The sequence below is a fragment of the Rhizobium mongolense USDA 1844 genome (genome assembly GCF_000419765.1).
Classification (GTDB): domain Bacteria; phylum Pseudomonadota; class Alphaproteobacteria; order Rhizobiales; family Rhizobiaceae; genus Rhizobium; species Rhizobium mongolense.
On the sequence record NZ_ATTQ01000013.1, the window covers coordinates 45,258 to 64,369 of the forward strand.

Here is a 19,112-nt window from a genome sequence, read left to right on the forward strand (position 1 = left end):
GAAATCAAAGTCAATCAAATGGCCTCGACATTAAATTGTCGGGGCTTTTTTGTTGTCAGTCACGCGTTAAGTTTCGAGAATGTGACGCATATGAGTGAGCGATCGTGACATTTGGGCGGGCACGAAGCGCGAGCAAAGCCAGGAAACGCGGGGTTTCATTCTGAAGGCGTGACTCTTTTCAGAAGGCTGCTCATTCTGAGGGAAGCTCGGAACTAGCTGAGTGCAGCGATCATCGAACTCGAGATAACCCGCGAGCGCATCCGGATCATTCCTTCGGCGCTCGCCGAAGCGGTCAAGCCGACCGAGAAGATTTCGGACATCAAAATCTTCGACACCGGCGGGATGCGGCAATGGCAATGACAGCGCCAACGGCATCGGCATGGGCGAAGGCTTTGCAGCGCAACTGCTATCCTATCAGGCCAACAAACCCATCTTGGACCGGCTCATGAAGGAAGAATGTTTCGATGGCGACAATGCCGTTCCGTCTCTGCTGGACAATCTGGAGCAGCCGAAACGAAGTCTGGCGCACCGACCGCACCGAAGGCGCTTCACAAAGACGACTAAATACTATCGAATCCAGCCCGTTGCCAGCGCGGCCGCCCAGTCGGGGCGGCCGTTTGCTTTTGCAAGTCTCGACATCGCCATGTGATCGTAGGCGACGTTGCGGAAATAAGGTGTCCAGCCGGACGCGGATTTCTCCAGGATGGCGTAGCTTGCCATCGGATGGCCGGTCTCCACCTTGTGCGGATAGGGTTTGTCATCGTCATAAGCCGGGCCGCCGACGCTGCCGGGATTGACGATGAGGCGGCCGTCGCGAAGCTGGACAAGGCGCGAAATATGGCTATGGCCGCACAGGATCAGCGGCAAATCGATCCCGTCCGCGAGCGCCTCGATCTCTTTCAACGGCTTCAGAAGCACATGGCCTTCCCGCGCGACGGATTCCAGCCAGTAGAGATTGTCATCCTTAGGCGTCGCGTGGCAGAGATAGGCTTCACCTTTGTAGATGAGGTCGGTCGGCAGAGATCGCAGCCAATCGAGATGACGCGGTAGAAGCTGCTGATAAGCAGCTTTGTCGGAAGCATGCATTGATTCCGGCTTCTGCTCGATCAGGTAGCGGTCGTGGTTGCCGCGGACTGTCGGAAGGGCGAGCGAGAGAAGCAGATCGGCGGTCTTTCCTGCTTCCAGCGGGCTACTGAAGCAATCGCCGAGATCGACGATATCCGAAATGCCCTGCGCGCGGATATCGGCAAGCACGGCCTCCAGAGCCAGATGATTGCCGTGGATATCGGCGATCGCTGCAAACCGCATCGGCTAGCTCCCGCGATAGGTGGAATAGCCGTAAGGCGAGATCAGCAGCGGCACGTGATAGTGCGCGCCGGTGTCGGCGATGCCAAAGCGGATCGGTACGAGATCGAGAAAGGCCGGATGCGGCAGCGGCATGCCTAACGCGCGCAGATAATCGCCGGCATGGAACAGCAGTTCGTAGGTTCCTGCCTGGAAATTCTCGCCGGAGAGGATCGCGCCGCCGTCGACACGGCCGTCCGAATTGGTCTCGACCGTCTTGATGTGGTGGCGGATATCCCCGTCCAGGCGAAAAAGGTCGATCCTCAGCCTTTCAGCGGGCTTACCGGAGGCGGTGTCGAGAACATGGGTCGTCAGTCCGGTCATAGAGCTGGCTCGCTGATCGTGTATGAGGTTTCGAAGAAATGCTCTTGCAGATTGTCGCCGGGACCGTCCCTGTCGACAACGAGAAAGTCGCTTGATTGGCCGAGCACGAGCAGTGGGTGATGCCAGACGTTGCGGCGATAGTTCACGCCCTGGTCGCCGTGTGCGAGAAACACCTGCGGCCTGCCGGGCTTTCCGTCCTGATCTTCCGAAACCACGACCAGAAATGGCCGCCCGGAAAGCGGCGAGAAGCTCTGGCTGCCGAAAGGATGCCGCTCCATCATGCCGATCTCATAGGGAAAGGCGCGCGGCTGGCCGCGGAAGAGATTGATGATGACGCGCGCGCCCTCGCCTGCCGCCTCGGCGGTAGCCAGCGCATGAAAGCGTTCCGTCGTGCCGCCGTTGATATACCGCATTGTTGCCGGATCGGCCTCGATAACGTCGCCGAACGGCGCGAAAGCAGTTTTGGTGAGAGGCTGGATGTCGAGAATATCTGTCAAAAGTCATTCACCCTGGGCGTGCCAGTGACGCAATCCATGCAGTTGATCGAGAAGGTCGGGGATGGCTGTTTGCGCAGTATCCCAAACGGTGTCCAGGTTCATGCTCATATAGCCGTGAGCGATCCGGTTTCTCATTCCGCGCATCTTTTGCCAGGGCACGTTGGAAAATTCCGCCGCAAACTCGGGATATTCCTCCATGATGCGCGATGTTGCCGCGCCGATCATCAGGAGGTTCATTCCAACTGCGCGCTGTCTAACAAGGTCCTTCAGAAATTCATCCTTGCTCATGTCCTTGACGAAATCGACGGTTTCGAATGCGACCTGCTGCATCTCGTCGAGATAGGTTCGAAGCCGATCGATACTCATACAGGCTTGGCTTCCTGCAGGACCCGGCTGCGGACACGTTCGGGAAAATCGTCTGGCGTCAAAACGTGGATTTCCGTTTCGGACATCAGCGCCTGCAACTCCTCCAGCAACCCGCCGAGATCGAATAGCGTCGCCCCCGGCAGCGCATCGACGAGAATATCGAGATCGCTGTCCGGCCTGTCCTCGCCGCGGGCGACGGAACCGAAGATGCGCGGGTTCGCCGCGTTGAAACGCGTCGTGGCGTCGCGGATCGCCTGCCTGTTCTTTTCCAGCACTTCCGATGGCTTCATCGAGGCATCACTCCTGATGCCTCGAATATAGGCGAGCGGCGATAAAGAAGAAAGAACTCACCCCTTCACCCCGAAGAGCCGCAGCCGCATGATGCCGCCATCCGGATGCATCGCGATGCGGACATGCGTCACCGGCCCGATATTGGCGATGGCATCCGCGCCATATTCGTGGATGTGATCCATCTGCAGCTTGGTGCGTGTCAGGATCGGCTTCCAGTTTTCCGAAGCCGCAGTGTCCGCTTCGCTCAGCGTATCGCCAAGATCGGGCAGATAAGAGCCGAGAAGCTCGCAGGTGTCCGGGAAGTTGCCCTTGAAGAAGGCGGTATCGACAATGATGCGATTGATTGTGCCGGGGTGGCCGAGGCGGATCACAGCCCAGTCGTGACCCGGGCCGCGGCGGCGCTTGGTTTCCCAGCCGTCGCCCATATTGATGCCGCGGCCGGGGCCGAGCATCTTGTCCGGGTGGCCGTAATGGGCGTCCGACCAGGCAAGCGACTTCGCGCCATTGAAGATATAGCCGAGGTCGACTTCCTCGCTCGCACCGACCTTCGACCAGTCGAAATAGGCCGAGCCGTAGACACGCAGGCGCGCAACGCCGCCATCGGGATAGATATGCAGGCGCAGATGCGTCCAGATCTTCTCCTTGCCGGCATTCTCGAAGAAATGATGCGCGCTGGGCCCCAGAGGCGACTTCGCGAGGATTTCGATCCACACCGTTGCATCGGTCGGATCGCCGTCTTCGACGAAAGCGGCCTCGATCGAGCAATGCGGCGGATAGTTGCCGGTAAAATAGCTGGTATCGACGTCGAAGCCGAAGATGTGGCCGGGCATGGCAAGCTTGACGATCGCCCAGTCATGGCCGGGCACGCGCTTGCGGCGGCTTTCCCAGCCGTCCATGTATTTGCCGTTGTCGTCGTAAAGGTCCGGATCGAAGCTCGCCGGCACATCCTGCAGCATGCGCTCCAGCGGCGCAAAGAACTCGTCCGTCGCATAGAGGCCCCTGGCGCCGAGGCGCGCGGAAGCAAGATTGATCGCGCCGTTCGCGAAGGACGGCAGGCTGGCATTGGTATTCTCGGTCATTCACTTCTCCGGAAGCATGGATGTCAGGCGCAAAAGCGCAATCTTTTCGACCTCAGCGCAGGCGGTCGCAAGTTCCTCGTCGCGGCTGTTGCCGATGCGTTTTTCGAAAGCCGCGAGAATATCGTCCTTGTTCAGTCCCTTCACGGCGATGATGAAGGGAAAGCCGAATTTCTGGACATAGGCGGCGTTGAGTTCGGTGAAGCGGGCATGCTCTTCGCCACTCAGCCGGTCAAGACCGGCACTTGCCTGCTCCTTCTTGCTGTCTTCCGTCAGTTCGCCGGCGACTGCCAGGCGTCCGGCAAGATCGGGATGGGCGCGAAGCACGCCAAGACGCTCCTCCTCGCTTGCCGCGCGAAAGATCGCGACGAGCGGAATGTGCACCTTGTCCACAGTCAACTCATCACCAATGAAACCGTCGTCATAGGCGCGCTCGGCAATGAAGGGCGATTGTTCGAAGACACCGCCGAAACGCGACACGAATTCATCCCGCCGGATCATCAGGTCATGTCCTGCTTGTGGTGCTTGTGCCAATGCTCGGCAATCTCGATGCGGCGAGGGATCCACACGCTGTCGTGCTTCAGCACATATTCGATGAAACGCTTCAGGGCTGCAGCGCGGCCGGGCCGACCGACCAGACGGCAATGCAGGCCGACCGACATCATCTTCGGGTTGCCGGCCTTGCCTTCTTCGTAGAGCGTATCGAAGGCATCCTTGAGATAAGTGAAGAATTGATCGCCGGAATTGAAGCCCTGCGGCGTCGCAAAGCGCATGTCGTTCGTTTCAAGCGTATAAGGAATGATGAGGAACGGTTTGTCATCAACCCCATTGACCCAGTAGGGCAAGTCATCGGCATAAGAGTCTGACGAATAAAGGAACCCGCCTTCCTCCTGAACCAGCCGCAGCGTATTGTCTGAGGGCTTTCCCTGGTACATGCCGTAGGGGCGCTCGCCGGTGAGCTCGGTGTGGAGACGCACCGCTTCGAGAATATGCTTGCGCTCGAGGTCTTCGGGAAAATCTTTGTACTCCAGCCAGCGGTAGCCATGGCTGGCTATCTCCCAGCCGGCTTCCTTCATCGCCGCGACGGCCTCCGGATTGCGGGCCATCGCAAGCGTCACGCCGTAGACAGTCGCCTGAACCTTGAGCTCGGTGAACATGCGCCAGAGCCGCCAGAACCCGGCGCGCGAACCATATTCGTAGATCGATTCCATGTTCAGGTTGCGCTGGCCCGGCCAGGGCGCCGCTCCCACGATTTCCGACAGCAGGTTCTCAGACGCCGGATCGCCATCGAGGATCGAGCTCTCGCCGCCCTCTTCGTAATTGATGACGAACTGCACGGCGAGGCGGGCCTCGTCCGGCCATTTCGGATCGGGGGTATTTCGACCATAGCCGACGAGATTGCGCGGATAGGTATCGGAAGCCATCAAATCACCTTTTGAAAGTCAGGCGAAACGGTAGCACCCGGAGACGGAATGTCGAGACGGAAATGCGAAACTGACTTTCGCCGCTACGGCACAAGTCGCCGCCTCTGCAACTGGATCATATGCCAGTGGCCCGCAATAGCGCGACGCAAAAGACGCCGAGCGCCACGGAAACGAGCATCGGCAGACGGAGTGCCACAATCGCGGTGACCGCGCAGGCGATCGTTTCCGCAATACCGGTGGCAAAGGCGGTCGGCGCGACGACCGCCATCAGAACGGCAGGCGGAATGGATTCGATCGCCTTTCGGCGGCTTCCCTCCAAGGACCCATGCCACACGAGCACAAGACCGCTCAGGCGCGTGAACACCGTCACGGCTGCCATGGCGGTGATCGCAAGAAGGGTGGAGAAGTCGACTGTCATTGCGTCACCTCAACGCGCCGACTGCCGCTGGCGACTGCCGCAAGCAGACCCGCGACGGCGCCGGCTGCGATGTACCAGACGCCTGGTACGAAATGTTGGGTCGCTACCGCGGCCGCACCGCTTGCGATAAGCACAGCGCCGGTTTCCGGTCCCTTCCAGAAGCCCATGACGAGCACGATGAAGACGGCCGGAAAGGCGAAATCCAGTCCAAGCGCCACGGGATCACCGAGGAAAGCGCCGAGCGTCGCGCCCGCAAGGCTGGAAAGCACCCAGGCGAGATAGAAAGGCGCGGCAAGCCCAGCGAACCAGGCGGGCGTGAGCCGCGCAAGACCCGCGCGAAATTCCGCCATCGCCCAGATCTCGTCCGCAAGAAACAGGCTTGCGAAATAGCGCCTGCGTCCGCCAAAGGCCTGCATCTTGGTGCCAATCGAAGCACTCATCAGCACATGGCGGATATTGACGAGCAGGGCCGCAAAACCGACGCTCGTCCACGAGGCCGGGTGCGTCCAGATATCCATTGCCACGAACTGCGAGCCGCCGGCAAAGACCAGCGCGCTCATCAGTGCCGCCTCGACCGGGGAAAGCCCTTTCGTGACTGCGACCGCGCCGAAGACGAGGCCGATCGGTATGACGGCAGCGATGAGTGGCGAAATCGCTCGCATGCCGCCCACGAACTCCGTCCATTTTCCATTCTCATTCACGACAGGATCTCCGATTTGATGCGGAGGTTTTAGAATGGAGATGAATGGTCGTCTTGAACGAAAGTGACTACCGCGCGCGGTATTGGCCGGGCGTCACGCCGGTGCGCGCCTTGAAATGCCGGCTGAAATGCGCCTGGTCGGCGAAACCGCATTCGAGCGCAATCTCCGCCGGCTGTCCGCCAGCCTGCAGCTTGCGCCGGGCAACGCGAATGCGGATGTCGGTGAGGAAGGCGTGCGGCGTTATGTGGAATTCCTTGCGGAAGGCGCGTATCAGATGCGCACGGCTGAGGCCCGCCACGGCGGCGAGTTCTTCAAGTCCGACATCAAAGGCGTAGTTTTCCATCAGGTAGTCACGGGCGCGCTGCACGGCCGACCGCTCCTGCGTGTCAATCGGCACGATGATTGAACTGCCGTGATGCCGAAACATGGCCTCGAGCACAAGGAACATGCCCTGACCGGTCTCCAGCGCACCAGCCCCCGATTCCAGCGCGCGGTGCGCATCATAAAAAGCCTCGGCAAGCCGGGGATCGTGAAGAATCTGCTTGCCGAAGGCCGGCATGCCGCTGAAGGTACGGCCCGTGACATCTTCCAGGATTTCCCGGAAGAGTGACGTATCCGGGTAGATCATCCGGTAGCGATAGCCGCCCTGGACAGGCACGCCGTCATGGATTTCGCCCGGATTGATCAGATAGAGATCGCCCGGGCCCGAGCTTTCGCGCGTGCCCCGGATCGTCGCGATCTGGCTGCCGCTTTCGATAGCGCCGATGCTGAAGGTCTCGTGGGCATGCGGCGCGAACTCATGCGTCAAGAACGTCGCGCTCAGGCATTCCATGCCGCCGAAACGGCCGTCACGCCAGAATCGCGTCGTCTCCGCTCCAGACAGCGGCATGGCCTCGGTTGCCTGTTCCTGGGAGATGTTGTCCATCGGCCGGATATAGCATCTTTGGGCGGCCCATTCTTGAACAAAAGTGATCAGGCGATCTTGCGCGCGCTGACCTTGCCCATCGGATGCAGCGAATGAACGCGGAACGGCCCGCCTGTGCCTTCCTCGATCATCAGTGCGATGTTGGCGACGGTGACCGGCTCAGCGAGAACAGGCTCGAAGACGTTGCGCAGCGCCTGCTCGATGCGCGGCATGTCGACAAGATTGACAGGACCGGTCACAGGCATGTGGAAGCGGAACTCGTCCATCACATAGGGATTGCCCCAGCGATGCAGGTTGGCAAACTGCGCGGCCGAAAGCCCATCCGGATCGCTGCGCTCGATCTCGGCTTCGGAAAGCGGTGCCCGGAAGCGGTCGAAATGCTGCACGACTGCCGAAGCGAGATAGTGCATGTATTCGCAGGGGACCGACGGCACGAGGCTGAAATAATTGTGCAGGCGCGCAACCTCGATCCTTGGAATCCTGAACGGCTGGAAGCTGCCGGAAAAGCGCATCATATCGCGCAAAAGTTGCGTTTCCGAAACATCGGGCGCAAGATGGAACGGCGCCTTCAGCACGCCATGAAAACCGTAGCGGCGCGGCACGGCAGTATGGAACGCGATCTCGTGGATGCCGATGCCGCGAATGGCTGGAGGTTCGACCATTTCGCCGGAAAAGACGTTGCGGCCGAGCCAATTGGCCGCCACCTGGCTGAGCGGATCGCTCGGCGTAGGCGTGAAGCAAATGGCATAGCGCATGCAATCTCCTCCATCAATGGAAGGGCGCGCAGACGATTCCGGCGCCGTCGATGTGCAAGCAGATAGGTGATTTGCATGACAGAATAACGAAAAGCACCAGCTTCTAATTCACGTTTAACGTGAAGCAGCCGTGATATGGCTCGAAAACGCGAAACTTTCCGGCAGGTCGAAAGGTGCGGAACGGCCGTCAGCCATATGTACGGCAGCTTGGGCAAGACGGTGAGCAAGGCCGAAGCTGACCTTAAAGCCGCCGGTCAAGGCGATGAGCTTCGGATAAATGGGATGCGGACCGATCATCGGATCGCGGTCGATCGCCTTCGGACGAAGGCCGGCCCAGCGCTCGACGACCGGCGCATCGCCAAGCACGGGGGCCATCTCGCGCGCCGCTTCGATCAGAACGTCGAGTTGAGCATCGGTCGTATTGGGATTGTCAAAACGGTCCTCGCTGGTGCTGCCGATCGCAGCATGGCCGCCCTCATGAGCAATGATATAAAGGCCGTCGCGGAAGATGGTCGGAAAGGCGGGATCGATCTCGGCCTTCAACAGCGCCGCCTGCCCCTTGACTGGTTGGCCGAGCGGCCTTTCCAATCCGGGCGTGAACCGCTGCAAAAGCGGAAATGACTGGTGACCTGCCGCGACGATGCAGCGGCCAAAGGCAATTGTTGTCCCACCGGCGTCGGCGATCCCGCGTTCCGGTTCGAGCCCGCCAACTGCAGTGTTCTCGACAATGCTCACACGCTTTGCCTGCCTCAGAAAGGCGACAAGAGCGGCGACCAGCGTGCGGGGTGCGACGCGGGCAGCGAGCGTGTCGTGCACGAAGCCGCTCGCACCGGCGGCAGGGTCGATCCAGCCTGCAACCGGTGGAGCATCTGCGACATGCCAATGGAAGCTGCGGCCGTGCCGATGCCAATGTGTTTCGGCATCGGCGGAATGGGTAAGCGCGATCTTGCGCAGATGCGGCTTCGGCAGCGGGATGATGCGGCCGGAGCGGCGGTAGCCGGTGGAAAGGCCGGTGGCAGCTTCGATCGCAGCGATCTCGGGTTCGAGGGAAACCAGCGCATCGAACTGGAACTGCTTCTTGGCATTCCATTTGTCCGGCAAATGCGGCATCAGCGCCCCGAGCAGCCCGCCGCTTGCACCCTGCCCCAATTCGCCGGCATCGACGAGGAGCGTGTCGATGCCAAGCCGCTCGGCATGAACCGCCGCCCACAGCCCCATGATGCCGCCGCCGGCAATCAGCAGGGTGACGGACGATTGACCGGAGGAGATGACCGCACTATCGGCTTTAGGCATGACAGAGATTGATCCCGATCAGATTGGCAGCACGAGCCAGCCGCTCGAATGGCGCGACGGCGATATGCCCTATTCGCAGGCCTTTGGCGACCATTTTTATTGCCAGACGGACGGGCGGCTCGAATGCGGTCACGTCTTTCTGGCGGGCAACGGCCTGCCGGAACGGTGGACCGGCAAGGACAATTTCCGCATTGGAGAGTTGGGGTTCGGCACCGGGCTGAACTTCGCGGAAACCTGGCGGCAATGGAAAGCGCATCGCCAAAGTGGCCAACATCTGAATTTCATTTCCTTCGAGCTTTACCCGATGCGCCCGCAGGAGATCGATCGCGCACTTTCGCACTGGCCGCAAATCGATGCCGAGCGGCAGGCGCTGACGGTGCTGTGGCCCGGCCAGCCGCAAGGCACCGTGACGCTTGCATTGGACGAGCAGACGACCTTGAGCGTTGTCTGCGGCCCGGCAATCGATGGCGTTGCGGCCGCCGAACCCGGCTTTGATGCCTGGTATCTCGATGGTTTCGCGCCGTCGCGCAACGCCGACATGTGGTCGGAAGAGCTGATGCGGCTCATCTGCGAGAAGACCCTCTCTGGAGGAAGCTTCGCGACCTATGCCGCGGCAGGCTTCGTCAGGCGCAATCTGATGGCCGCGGGATTTGCGGTCGAGCGGCGCAAGGGTTTCGCCGGCAAGCGCGAGATGCTCTGCGGCGTAAAAGCCTAAAGGCCTGAGCGGCCGGGCAACTGCGCGCTCTTGCCGAGCCAGAGCTGGATTTTCTCTTCCAGCAGTTCGGGGCTGATCGGCTTCGACATGTAATCGTCCATGCCGGCGTCGAGGCAGAGCTCGCGATCGCTTTCGAGCGCATGCGCCGTCACGCCGATGATCGGCACGCGGTGGCCCTGCCCGCGCTCTCGGACACGGATCGCGCGGGTCGCGTCGTGGCCGTTCATCACCGGCATCGAGACGTCCATCATGATGATCCGCGGCGCATGGCTTTCCCAGGCGTTGACCGCCTCCTGGCCGTTGTTGACGACGAGGAAACTCAGGCCGGTGCCCTGCAGGATCTGCGTGAAGACGATCTGGTTGACCTCGTTGTCCTCGGCGACGAGCACATCGAGGAAGGCAGTCTTGCGCTGTTCGGAGGGCGGCGCCGTAGAAGGCTCCGGTTCCCTCATCTCGGTTTCTGCCTGCAGGCGGGCGATTTCGGCTGCAGAAGCCTGCTTCACGCGGCTTGCGCGCATGACCTCGACGATCGTGTTGCGCAGAAGGTTGGCGCGGGCCGGCTTCATCAGATGCGCATGGCCGTTGAGGGCTGCGAACTCTCTCTCCGTGCCGGAGATATCCATTGAGGTCAAAAAGATGATCGGCAGGCTCTCGAAGCGGGCGTCGGCCCTGAGCCTGAGGGCGACTTCCGCACCGTTGATCTCCGGCATGTGATAGTCGAGCACCAGGGCATCGACCTGGACGCCGATCTGGTGTGCAGCCTCAAGGATGGCAATGCCGGTCCTGCCGTCTTCCGCAGCCACGCCGTCAAAACCCCAAAGCGACAGCTGCTCGGAAAGAATGCGGCGGTTCACCTCGTTGTCGTCGATGACGAGCACACGTGCGCCACGTACATTGACGGGCAGCGGCTTGGGATCGAGGCGGGCGGCAGCGATGGCGAAGGGCAGATTGACGGTGAAGACCGAGCCCTTGCCCGGTTCGCTCTCGGCGTTGACGTAGCCGCCAAACAGATCGACCAGACCGGCAGTGATGGCAAGACCAAGGCCGGTACCCTCGTGGCGCCGCGTCGAAGAGGAATCGACCTGCGAGAATTTGTCGAAGACCGATTGCAGTTTGTCTGGCGGGATGCCGATGCCGGTATCCTCGATCCTGATCGCGACCATGACCTCGCCGTCCGAGCCGGGCCGGAAACCGATATCGACGAAGACATGCCCCTTCTCGGTGAACTTGACGGCGTTGCCGACGAGGTTTGTGACGATCTGGCGAAACCGCCCGGCATCGCCGATGATGGCGGCAGGCAGGTTCGGATCGGCACGCACGAGAAGCTCGAGATCCTTCTCCGCCGCGGGCGAAGAAAGCAGCGTCGCGACATCCTCGACCGCTTCCACCGGATCGAAGGCCGCCTTGCGCAGCGTCATCTGTCCGGCATCGATCTTCGAGAAGTCCAGAATGTCGTTGATGATCGTCAAAAGCGCGTTGCCGGACTTGACGATGATGTCGATGAAGGTCTTTTGCCGCGCGTCAAGATCGGTCTTCGCCATGAGCTCGGCCATGCCGAGCACGCCGTTCATCGGGGTGCGGATTTCATGGCTCATATTGGCGAGAAATTCCGACTTGGCGCGATCGGCAGCTTCAGCCCGTGCCAGAAGCCTCTCAAGCTCTTCCTCGCGCTCTTTCATTTCGGTGACGTCGGTGAAGAGCGCGACCCAATGGCCGCGCTCGCTGATCGTCGCCTCCATGTTCACCCAGCGCTCTCCGGCCACATGGAAGACAGTGGCGATCGGCTGCTTCGCAGCGATGTTCGTACGCCAATAGTGCAACACCTCGGCGGCGGTGCCCTTGAAGTCGCCGCGATCGGCGCAGAAATTGAAGAGGTCGATCCAGCCGCGGCCCGCAACGAGGTATTCCGGCGGAATGCGTAGGACTTGCGAAAGCGCATCGTTGGAGAGCTTGATGATGCCGTCCTGTACGATCGTCAGGCCTTGCGGCATGGCCCGCGTCGCATCCCGCATCAATTCGCCGAGATGCTCCAGGGCAGCGCGCGCTTCATGGATTTCCTTCTCGCTCGCGCGAATGGCGCTCATATCGGAATAGGAGAGCAGAATGCGGTCGTTCGAGATGCGGCGGCTGTCGAAGACAATCGATTTGCCGCCCGACCAGCTGAGTTCGATCGGCTCCTGCTCCCCATCCGAACCGAAATGGCGCTGGCGCTCCGCCAGGATCTCTTCCGGGCTGTGCTCGTAGCCATAGCGCCCGAGTTCACAATTGCGGCGGATGACATCGATGAACGGCCGGCCGTCAAAACGATCGTCAGGCGGCAGATCACAGATCGTGTAGAATTCGTCGTTTATGTAGAGGATATCGAGATTGTTATCGAGGATCAGCACGCCGACCGGCAGCGAACGCAGGATGTTTTCAATGTCGCGATGCAGGATTTCGGCATGCTTCTGCGCCTCGATCAGCTTTGCTTCACGCTCCTTGAGCGGAGAGATGTCCGAAAAAGAGCCGACGACATAGACCTTACCGTCCGGCGTCTGGACGCGATTGACGCGCGTCAAGATCGGATAAACTGTTCCGTCCGTGCTTGGCAGCTTACCTTCGACCTCCGTGAGCGAGCCGTCCTTGAGCGCCAGAGCGTTTTCCTCATAGATGCTGGCGCCACTCTCCTCGCCGAACATCTCAAACTCTGTGAGGCCAAGCACCCTCGACCGGACATGGCCGGTGAAGGTCTCGTAATACTGGTTGGCATAGACGAGGCGGTGCTGTTCATTACGCGCGAAGGCGGCGACCGGCAGATCTTCCATGATGGTCCGCAGGAGATCGAGCTCATTCACGCTCTCGTGCCATCCGGTTTCAGCGTGCGATGCTTTGCCTCCGTTTCGATAGGCCGAATTGACGATCAGCGGGCGGCCGTCGTCAGCGAAAATGCCGACCGGATAATCGAGTTTTTCCAGCGTCGCACGGACGCGCTCGAAATCGGCGAGCAAAGCCTGATCCGGCCCCGAGAGAACCGGTCGGCGGGGCTGCGCGCGCGTCTCGAAGATACCGAGAACATAGGCCCGGTCTTCCGACGGCATGAAGCTCTCGATCCGGACGCGCTCATGCTCGGTTCCGGCAGCATCGAAGCAGATGGCGGTTTCTTCGGTGCCGAAGACGAGCGCGCGGCGCTCCTTGTCTTCACGCTCTTCCTCTTCGGCACGATCGAGAATTTCACGGGTCCGGCGGCCGATGAAATCGGAAATTTCCCTGCCGAAGAAGCGGGCATAGGTTTCGTTGACGGCAACGTAGCGAAGCTCGCTGTTCTTGACATAGGCAGGCGTATCCAGATCTGCGATCCGGCTGCATGCCAGTTCGAGAAGGTCCCCGCTCGATGTCAAAAGATGTCGCCTCGCTGCCAGGAGAAGGAGTTTTGTTCTGGCATCCACTATAGTGTAAGCCGTTTAACAAGGTTTTAACCATGACACGTTCCGGAAATCTGACCCCGGAACAACAAGTTCGGCCCAAGAGTATCAGGAACTATGCTATAATCTCCCACGTTGTAAGACTGAACTCGATCAGTTGGCCGCGTTTCGCCACGGTTTCTCCTGACGGCTTCAAGAAACAAGTTCGTCTATGAAAGGAGACGATCATGTCCGTACTTCACAAAAGCATGGCGGCGGGCTTGATGGCGTTGACTTTGACTGGCACCTCCCTCATTCCGGCAACGCCGGCGGACGCCCGTTCGCGACGCGATGCCTTTTGGGGCGGTGTTGCGGCCGGAGCAATCGGCGGCATCCTGCTCTCGCAGGCTGCGCGTCCCTACCCTGGCTACGGCTATTATTATCCCGGACCTTACTATGGAGCCGACTCCGGACCTTATTACGGAGCCTACTATAGACCGTACTACAGGCCTTACTACAGGCCGTATCCGGTCTATCGGAGCTACTACCGGCCTTACTATCGCTCCTACTATCGGCCTTACCCGGCCTATTACCGCAATTATGGATATTGCGGTGTGGAGCGGCGCTACGATCACCGAGCGGACGTATGGGTCAGAGTTCGGGTCTGCCCCGGCTATTAAGGAACATGAGTGCGGCACGCCGCCGCTCGTTCAGGCGGCGGCGCAGCACCTTTCTCTCGGTCGTCTCTTGACTTTCAACCTGAACTAGACCAAATGCAGGCCAGCTTTCACCTTCCGGCCGCCGCGTGAGCTGCCCCTGCGAAAAAAGACAAACGCAAGAAGAAGGATAAAAGCGCATTTCATAGAATGCCGCGATCCCAAGTGCGGCCAGAAGCGCTGGAAAGTTTTTCCAACAAACAAGTTCCCACTTCACGCGGGGTTCTTGACGCCAGAATGATACCGGACCGCATGGTGTGATCCGGCACATCGTTTCGGCGCCCCGAAAGGTTATGACTTGACTAATTTTGAATCGCTTGGTGTCTCCAAGCCGATCGTCGCCACGCTTTTTCAGCTCGGCATTGAAACGCCAACGCCCATTCAGGCGCAGGCAATCCCTCTTCTCCTCGAAGGCCGCGATCTGATCGGCCTCGCCCAGACCGGCACTGGCAAGACGGCTGCCTTCGGCCTGCCGCTCATTGAAAAACTGCTCGCCGATGACAAGCGTCCCGACAACCGCACGACGCGTACGCTCATCCTCGCTCCGACCCGCGAGCTGGTGAACCAGATCGCCGAGAACCTCAAGAACTTCGTCCGCAAATCGGCGCTGCGCATCAATGTCGTTGTCGGGGGCGTCTCCATCAACAAGCAGCAGCTGCAGCTCGAACGCGGCACCGACATTCTCGTCGCGACACCCGGCCGCCTCCTCGACCTCGTCAACCGCCGCGCCATCACGCTGACGACGGTGCGCTATCTCGTGCTCGACGAAGCCGACCAGATGCTCGATCTCGGCTTCGTGCATGATCTGCGCAAGATCGCCAAGCTCGTTCCGAAGCGCCGCCAGACGATGCTCTTTTCTGCAACCATGCCAAAGGCGATCGCCGATCTTGCGGGCGAATACCTGACCGATCCGATCAAAGTGGAAGTGACGCCCCCCGGCAAGGCTGCGGACAAGGTTGAACAGTACGTCCACTTCGTCGGCGGCAAGAATGACAAGACGGAACTGCTGAAGAAGTCGCTTTCAGAAAATCCGGATGGCCGCGCGATCGTGTTCCTGCGCACCAAGCACGGCGCCGAAAAGCTGATGAAGCATCTCGATCACGTCGGCTATTCGGTCGCGTCCATCCACGGCAACAAGAGCCAGGGCCAGCGCGAGCGCGCCCTGAAATCATTCCGTGACGGCGGCATCAAGACTCTGATCGCAACCGACGTTGCCGCCCGCGGCATCGATATTCCGGCTGTCAGCCATGTGTTCAACTACGATCTGCCGGAAGTGCCGGATGCCTATGTGCACCGCATCGGCCGCACGGCTCGCGCCGGCCGCGACGGCATCGCTATCGCCTTCTGCGCGCCGGATGAGGCACGCCTGCTGCGCGATATCGAAAGGCTGATGGGCATCGAGATCATCGTTGCCAGCGGCGAACCGCCGGCAGACATGCGCGCGGCTCCGCGCCGCGGCAACGGCAACGGCAACAACCGCAATCGCGGCGGCCAGGGCCGTGGTGGCGAAGGTCGCGGCGATGGCCGTCCGGGTGAACAGCGCTCCGGCAATCGCCAGGACCGCCGTCCGCGCCGCGAAGGCGAAGCAGGCGAGGTCCGCGCGAACAACGAGGAACGCCGCGAGCGCCGTCCGCGTCCCGAGCGCCAGACTGCCCGCAACGAGGACTTCCGCGGCCAGCGCCGCGGTGAAGCGACACCCCAGGGACCGGACAACGATCTCGTATCGACCTCGGATTTCCGACCGGCCAAGAAGCCGCAACAGCGCCCGCACGGCAGCGCCGATGCGAACCGCCATCATCCCGGCGGCGCCCGTAACGCGCACGGTCGCCCTGGCCGCAAGCATGGTGAGGATCGCGGCCAGCAGGCTCACGGTGAGCACCGTCAGGACGGCTCTGGCGGCATACGTCGCAAAGGCCCCCGCAACGGCGGCGGCCAGCGTCGCGAACAGGCTTGAATGCAGAACTGAACGAGGCCGGGTATCTTCCGGCCTTTTTTTGCTTTAAGCATAGGTGAACGGCTTACCCCGGCGAGACGGTCTAAAAGGACTGCGCGCCGGGAACATGTGAATACTATCGCAATCCGCATTGCTATTTTCCGGGCATATCTGCCGATCTTAGCAGTTCCGTTTGCATGCCAGCGCCTCGCGACACTGGCCCTCATTGAGTGCATTCAACGACAGACTGCCTATTCAATAAGAGAGATAGACCTTGCGATCACCCGTAGCGTCCGGCAGCCGCCGCTTTCAGCTCATTCTGCTCAAGCCGTCGCACTATGACGACGACGGCTATGTGATCCGCTGGTGGCGGGCCATGATCCCTTCGAACTCGCTGGCGGCTCTATTTGGCATTGCAGCAGACTGCGCGGAGCGCGAAATCCTCGGCCCCGGCGTCGGCATCGACATCAAGGTGATCGACGAAACCAATACCCGCGTGCATATTCCGGAACTGCTCGCGCTGCTGAAGCAGCACGGTAATTTCGGCATGGTCGCGCTGGTCGGCGTTCAGTCGAACCAGTATCCGCGGGCGCTCGACATTGCCCGGCCGTTTCGCGCGGCCGGCATTCCCGTCTCGATGGGCGGCTTTCACGTTTCCGGTTGTCTTTCGATGCTCGACGGCAAGGCGGTCGAACTCGACGCCTGCCGGGAGATGGGCATTTCGATGTTCGCCGGCGAGGCCGAAGGCAGGCTCGACAAGGTCTTGCAGGACGCGGCCTATGGCGAGCTCGAGCCGGTCTACAATTTCATGAACGACCTTCCGGGCATCGGCGGCACGCCTGTGCCCTTCCTGCCCAAAAAGAATGTCGAACACACGCTCGGGCTAAGCAGCAGCTTCGATGCCGGCCGCGGCTGCCCCTACCAATGCTCGTTCTGCACGATCATCAATGTGCAGGGCCGCAAATCCCGTTTCCGCTCCACCGACGATATCGAAAAGCTGGTGCGGATGAACTGGGCGCAGGGCATCCACAAATTTTTCATCACCGACGACAACTTCGCCCGCAACAAGCACTGGGAAGCGATCTTCGACCGGCTGATTGAACTGAAGGAAAGGCATGGCATCCCGCTCGGCCTAATGATCCAGGTCGATACGCTCTGTCACAAGATCCCGAACTTCATCGAAAAGGCAAAACGCGCCGGCGTCACGCGGGTCTTCATCGGCCTGGAGAACGTCAATCCGGACAACCTGACGGCTGCCAAGAAGAACCAGAACAAGATCACCGAATACCGGAAGATGCTGCTCGCCTGGAAAGCGCAGGGCATCATGACGCTCGCCGGTTACATCCTCGGTTTTCCGTCCGACACGCCGGAAACCATTCGCCGCGACATCAAGATCATTCAGCACGAGCTGCCGCTCGATGTCATCGAGTTCTTCGTCCTGACGCCGCTGCCGGGCTCGGAGGATCACCAGACGCTCTGGCGCAAGGGCATCCCGATGGACACCGACCTCAATACCTATGACGTCGAACATGTCTGCACTGCGCACGAGAAGATGAGCAGACAGGAATGGGAGAGCATCTATCACGAGGCCTGGTCGCTTTACTATTCGCCGGAGCATGTGAAGACATTGCTGCGCCGGGCCGTTGCGAGCGGCTTGCCGCTTGCAAGCCTCGTCAAGGTGCTGGTGTCCTTTGCAACAACGGTACCGCTCGAAAAGGTGCATCCCCTGCAAAGCGGTGTTCTGCGGCTGAAGCACCCCTCAGAACGGCGGCCCGGACTGCCGCAGCAGCATCCCCTCGTCTTCTGGCCGCAATTCGTGTGGGAAACCGTTGCCAAGCACGTCTCGTTGGCGGGCTCCATCCTGCGCATGAGCGCGACTGCGTTCCTCATCAAAAGAAATCCGGCATCAAAAAACTACATGGACCAGGCGCTGACGCCGGTTGATGACGGCGAGGAAGAGAAGCTCGATCTGTTCACCAAGACAGCCGGCGGGACCGCGGCCGTCACGCATGTGCGGAAAATCGCGCAGTTGACCCATGCCAACCATCAGGCTTGATCAAGCCTCAGCCATCCGGGCGCTTTTCCGGTTCGTCAGATAGACGCCGGTGACGACCACGATCGTTCCGATGATCAGCGGCACGGTCAGCGGTTCGCCGAAAGCGATGAAGGCCTCGATCGCGACCGTCGGCGGCATCAGGTAGATCAGCGATGCGGCGCGCGAGACCTGGCCGCGGCGGATCAGATAAAGAAGCAGCCCGATCCCGCCCATCGACAGGCCGAAGACCGACCAGATCAGCGCGCCGAAAGCCTCTGGCGTTGCGTCGAAATGCAGGCGCTCGAAGGCGAGCGCGAGCGGCAGGGTGACGATAAGCGCCCCCACATATTGCATCGTCGCGATCGTCTTGAGATCACCGGTCTGCAAGTGTTTCTTCTGGTAGATCGTGCCGTATGTGACGGAGACCATGGCGATGAGGTTGATCGCGAGCGGCACCGCGGCTTGAACGAGGCTCGCGGAGGCTGAATCAAAAAGTTTCGGGGAAACGGCGATCGCTATGCCGAAGAAGCCGAGGAGAAGTCCGAACTTCTGGGTGGGCTGCAGGCGTTCGCCGATCAGGAAGGGCGCCACCATCGCCGTCAGCAACGGCTGCAGCGCGGCGATGATGCCGGAAACGCCAGCCGCAACGCCATTGGCAATCGCCCACCACAGGCCGGCAAGATAGAATCCGTGCAGAAAGAAACCGGAATAGATCGCGCGCAGAACTGTCGCGCGATCCGGCCATTTCGTCTTCAGCACCCAGCAGAGACCGAAAAACGCGAGCGCCGAAAGCGCATAACGGATGCCGAGGAAGGTGAAGGGCTCCGAATGCCGTGCCGCATATTTCGCGACGACCCAGCCGGTGGACCAAAGCAGGACAAAAATGGCGGGAGCGAAACGATCAAGGGGCATGGAAGCT

The 19,112-nt window shown here is 60.6% G+C and carries 20 protein-coding genes and 1 pseudogene; 5 read left to right on the top strand and 16 right to left on the bottom strand.

Going from position 1 to position 19,112, the window contains the following annotated elements; all coding sequences use genetic code 11:
- Positions 1-216: 216 nt before the first annotated feature.
- Positions 217-649 (top strand): annotated as a pseudogene (locus A3C3_RS43920) (flotillin domain-containing protein); the annotation flags it as partial.
- Here the strand turns inward: A3C3_RS43920 and A3C3_RS0123695 are convergent.
- The 13 genes from A3C3_RS0123695 to A3C3_RS0123755 all read right to left on the bottom strand — a co-directional run bounded on the left by A3C3_RS0123695 (position 568) and on the right by A3C3_RS0123755 (position 9,414).
- Positions 568-1,308 carry a metallophosphoesterase family protein gene (locus A3C3_RS0123695; protein ID WP_022717067.1) on the bottom strand — a complete coding sequence of 247 codons (741 nt, stop codon included), beginning with the start codon at positions 1,306-1,308 and terminating at the stop codon, positions 568-570. The pseudogene A3C3_RS43920 and the gene A3C3_RS0123695 sit on opposite strands and share 82 nt — an antisense overlap.
- 3 nt (positions 1,309-1,311) lie before the next feature.
- Positions 1,312-1,668, bottom strand: a complete 357-nt coding sequence (gene uraH / locus A3C3_RS0123700) for a hydroxyisourate hydrolase (RefSeq protein WP_022717068.1) — start codon at positions 1,666-1,668, stop codon at positions 1,312-1,314.
- Positions 1,665-2,165, bottom strand: coding sequence for an ureidoglycolate lyase (locus A3C3_RS0123705; RefSeq protein WP_022717069.1), 501 nt, complete (start codon positions 2,163-2,165; stop codon positions 1,665-1,667). The genes uraH and A3C3_RS0123705 overlap by 4 nt, the downstream gene beginning before the upstream one ends.
- A gap of 3 nt (positions 2,166-2,168) precedes the next feature.
- Positions 2,169-2,531 carry a HepT-like ribonuclease domain-containing protein gene (locus A3C3_RS0123710; protein WP_022717070.1) on the bottom strand — a complete coding sequence of 121 codons (363 nt, stop codon included), beginning with the start codon at positions 2,529-2,531 and terminating at the stop codon, positions 2,169-2,171.
- Entirely contained in the window at positions 2,528-2,821 is a 294-nt protein-coding gene (locus A3C3_RS0123715) for a nucleotidyltransferase family protein (protein WP_022717071.1), read from the bottom strand. Before A3C3_RS0123715 ends, A3C3_RS0123710 begins: the two co-directional genes overlap by 4 nt.
- 57 nt (positions 2,822-2,878) lie before the next feature.
- Entirely contained in the window at positions 2,879-3,901 is a 1,023-nt protein-coding gene (gene alc / locus A3C3_RS0123720; RefSeq protein ID WP_022717072.1) for an allantoicase, read from the bottom strand.
- On the bottom strand, positions 3,902-4,399 hold the full coding sequence (uraD, locus tag A3C3_RS0123725; RefSeq protein WP_022717073.1) for a 2-oxo-4-hydroxy-4-carboxy-5-ureidoimidazoline decarboxylase: 498 nt from the start codon (positions 4,397-4,399) through the stop codon (positions 3,902-3,904).
- Complete coding sequence (gene puuE, locus A3C3_RS0123730) at positions 4,399-5,322, bottom strand: allantoinase PuuE (protein ID WP_022717074.1); 924 nt, start codon at positions 5,320-5,322, stop codon at positions 4,399-4,401. Before puuE ends, uraD begins: the two co-directional genes overlap by 1 nt.
- A 115-nt stretch (positions 5,323-5,437) precedes the next feature.
- On the bottom strand, positions 5,438-5,740 hold the full coding sequence (locus A3C3_RS0123735; RefSeq protein WP_022717075.1) for an AzlD family protein: 303 nt from the start codon (positions 5,738-5,740) through the stop codon (positions 5,438-5,440).
- Positions 5,737-6,402 (bottom strand): AzlC family ABC transporter permease, encoded by a 666-nt coding sequence (locus A3C3_RS0123740; protein WP_051154518.1) that lies wholly within the window; start codon positions 6,400-6,402, stop codon positions 5,737-5,739. Before A3C3_RS0123740 ends, A3C3_RS0123735 begins: the two co-directional genes overlap by 4 nt.
- 106 nt (positions 6,403-6,508) lie before the next feature.
- Positions 6,509-7,366 carry an AraC family transcriptional regulator gene (locus A3C3_RS0123745; RefSeq protein ID WP_022717077.1) on the bottom strand — a complete coding sequence of 286 codons (858 nt, stop codon included), beginning with the start codon at positions 7,364-7,366 and terminating at the stop codon, positions 6,509-6,511.
- A gap of 47 nt (positions 7,367-7,413) precedes the next feature.
- Positions 7,414-8,121, bottom strand: a complete 708-nt coding sequence (locus A3C3_RS0123750; RefSeq protein WP_022717078.1) for a DUF1045 domain-containing protein — start codon at positions 8,119-8,121, stop codon at positions 7,414-7,416.
- A gap of 114 nt (positions 8,122-8,235) precedes the next feature.
- Positions 8,236-9,414 (bottom strand): NAD(P)/FAD-dependent oxidoreductase, encoded by a 1,179-nt coding sequence (locus A3C3_RS0123755; RefSeq protein WP_022717079.1) that lies wholly within the window; start codon positions 9,412-9,414, stop codon positions 8,236-8,238.
- On the opposite strand from A3C3_RS0123755, the gene mnmC2 reads away from it, so the two are divergent.
- The gene (gene mnmC2 / locus A3C3_RS0123760; RefSeq protein ID WP_022717080.1) at positions 9,413-10,129 is read left to right on the top strand and encodes a tRNA (5-methylaminomethyl-2-thiouridine)(34)-methyltransferase MnmC2; all 717 of its coding nucleotides are present in this window, start codon (positions 9,413-9,415) and stop codon (positions 10,127-10,129) included. The genes A3C3_RS0123755 and mnmC2 overlap by 2 nt on opposite strands.
- Here the strand turns inward: mnmC2 and A3C3_RS0123765 are convergent.
- Positions 10,126-13,506: a response regulator gene (locus A3C3_RS0123765; protein ID WP_022717081.1), complete on the bottom strand. Its 3,381-nt coding sequence runs from the start codon at positions 13,504-13,506 to the stop codon at positions 10,126-10,128. The two genes, mnmC2 and A3C3_RS0123765, sit on opposite strands and share 4 nt — an antisense overlap.
- Positions 13,507-13,757: 251 nt before the next feature.
- Between A3C3_RS0123765 and A3C3_RS0123770 the strand changes: the two genes are divergently transcribed.
- A complete protein-coding gene (locus A3C3_RS0123770) occupies positions 13,758-14,189 on the top strand; it encodes a hypothetical protein (protein ID WP_084797014.1) in 432 nt (143 codons plus the stop codon).
- Here the strand turns inward: A3C3_RS0123770 and A3C3_RS45435 are convergent.
- On the bottom strand, positions 14,161-14,442 hold the full coding sequence (locus A3C3_RS45435; protein WP_145611780.1) for a hypothetical protein: 282 nt from the start codon (positions 14,440-14,442) through the stop codon (positions 14,161-14,163). The genes A3C3_RS0123770 and A3C3_RS45435 overlap by 29 nt on opposite strands.
- 81 nt (positions 14,443-14,523) lie before the next feature.
- Between A3C3_RS45435 and A3C3_RS0123775 the strand changes: the two genes are divergently transcribed.
- Together A3C3_RS0123775 and A3C3_RS0123780 are read left to right on the top strand one after the other, a co-directional pair.
- A complete protein-coding gene (locus A3C3_RS0123775) occupies positions 14,524-16,179 on the top strand; it encodes a DEAD/DEAH box helicase (protein ID WP_022717083.1) in 1,656 nt (551 codons plus the stop codon).
- A gap of 253 nt (positions 16,180-16,432) precedes the next feature.
- Entirely contained in the window at positions 16,433-18,214 is a 1,782-nt protein-coding gene (locus A3C3_RS0123780) for a B12-binding domain-containing radical SAM protein (RefSeq protein ID WP_022717084.1), read from the top strand.
- On the opposite strand, the gene A3C3_RS0123785 is transcribed toward A3C3_RS0123780, so the two are convergent.
- Entirely contained in the window at positions 18,215-19,105 is an 891-nt protein-coding gene (locus A3C3_RS0123785) for a DMT family transporter (RefSeq protein ID WP_022717085.1), read from the bottom strand.
- Positions 19,106-19,112: the final 7 nt, after the last annotated feature.

Coding starts and splice junctions, on each gene's coding strand:
- A3C3_RS0123745 (WP_022717077.1), bottom strand. CDS start 7,366: ATGGACAACATCTCCCAGGAACAGGCAACCGAGGCCATGCCGCTGTCT.
- A3C3_RS0123755 (WP_022717079.1), bottom strand. CDS start 9,414: ATGCCTAAAGCCGATAGTGCGGTCATCTCCTCCGGTCAATCGTCCGTC.
- A3C3_RS0123740 (WP_051154518.1), bottom strand. CDS start 6,402: ATGCGAGCGATTTCGCCACTCATCGCTGCCGTCATACCGATCGGCCTC.
- uraD (WP_022717073.1), bottom strand. CDS start 4,399: ATGATCCGGCGGGATGAATTCGTGTCGCGTTTCGGCGGTGTCTTCGAA.
- puuE (WP_022717074.1), bottom strand. CDS start 5,322: ATGGCTTCCGATACCTATCCGCGCAATCTCGTCGGCTATGGTCGAAAT.
- mnmC2 (WP_022717080.1), top strand. CDS start 9,413: ATGACAGAGATTGATCCCGATCAGATTGGCAGCACGAGCCAGCCGCTC.
- uraH (WP_022717068.1), bottom strand. CDS start 1,668: ATGACCGGACTGACGACCCATGTTCTCGACACCGCCTCCGGTAAGCCC.
- A3C3_RS0123735 (WP_022717075.1), bottom strand. CDS start 5,740: ATGACAGTCGACTTCTCCACCCTTCTTGCGATCACCGCCATGGCAGCC.
- A3C3_RS0123785 (WP_022717085.1), bottom strand. CDS start 19,105: ATGCCCCTTGATCGTTTCGCTCCCGCCATTTTTGTCCTGCTTTGGTCC.
- A3C3_RS0123695 (WP_022717067.1), bottom strand. CDS start 1,308: ATGCGGTTTGCAGCGATCGCCGATATCCACGGCAATCATCTGGCTCTG.
- A3C3_RS0123715 (WP_022717071.1), bottom strand. CDS start 2,821: ATGAAGCCATCGGAAGTGCTGGAAAAGAACAGGCAGGCGATCCGCGAC.
- alc (WP_022717072.1), bottom strand. CDS start 3,901: ATGACCGAGAATACCAATGCCAGCCTGCCGTCCTTCGCGAACGGCGCG.
- A3C3_RS0123710 (WP_022717070.1), bottom strand. CDS start 2,531: ATGAGTATCGATCGGCTTCGAACCTATCTCGACGAGATGCAGCAGGTC.
- A3C3_RS0123770 (WP_084797014.1), top strand. CDS start 13,758: ATGTCCGTACTTCACAAAAGCATGGCGGCGGGCTTGATGGCGTTGACT.
- A3C3_RS0123750 (WP_022717078.1), bottom strand. CDS start 8,121: ATGCGCTATGCCATTTGCTTCACGCCTACGCCGAGCGATCCGCTCAGC.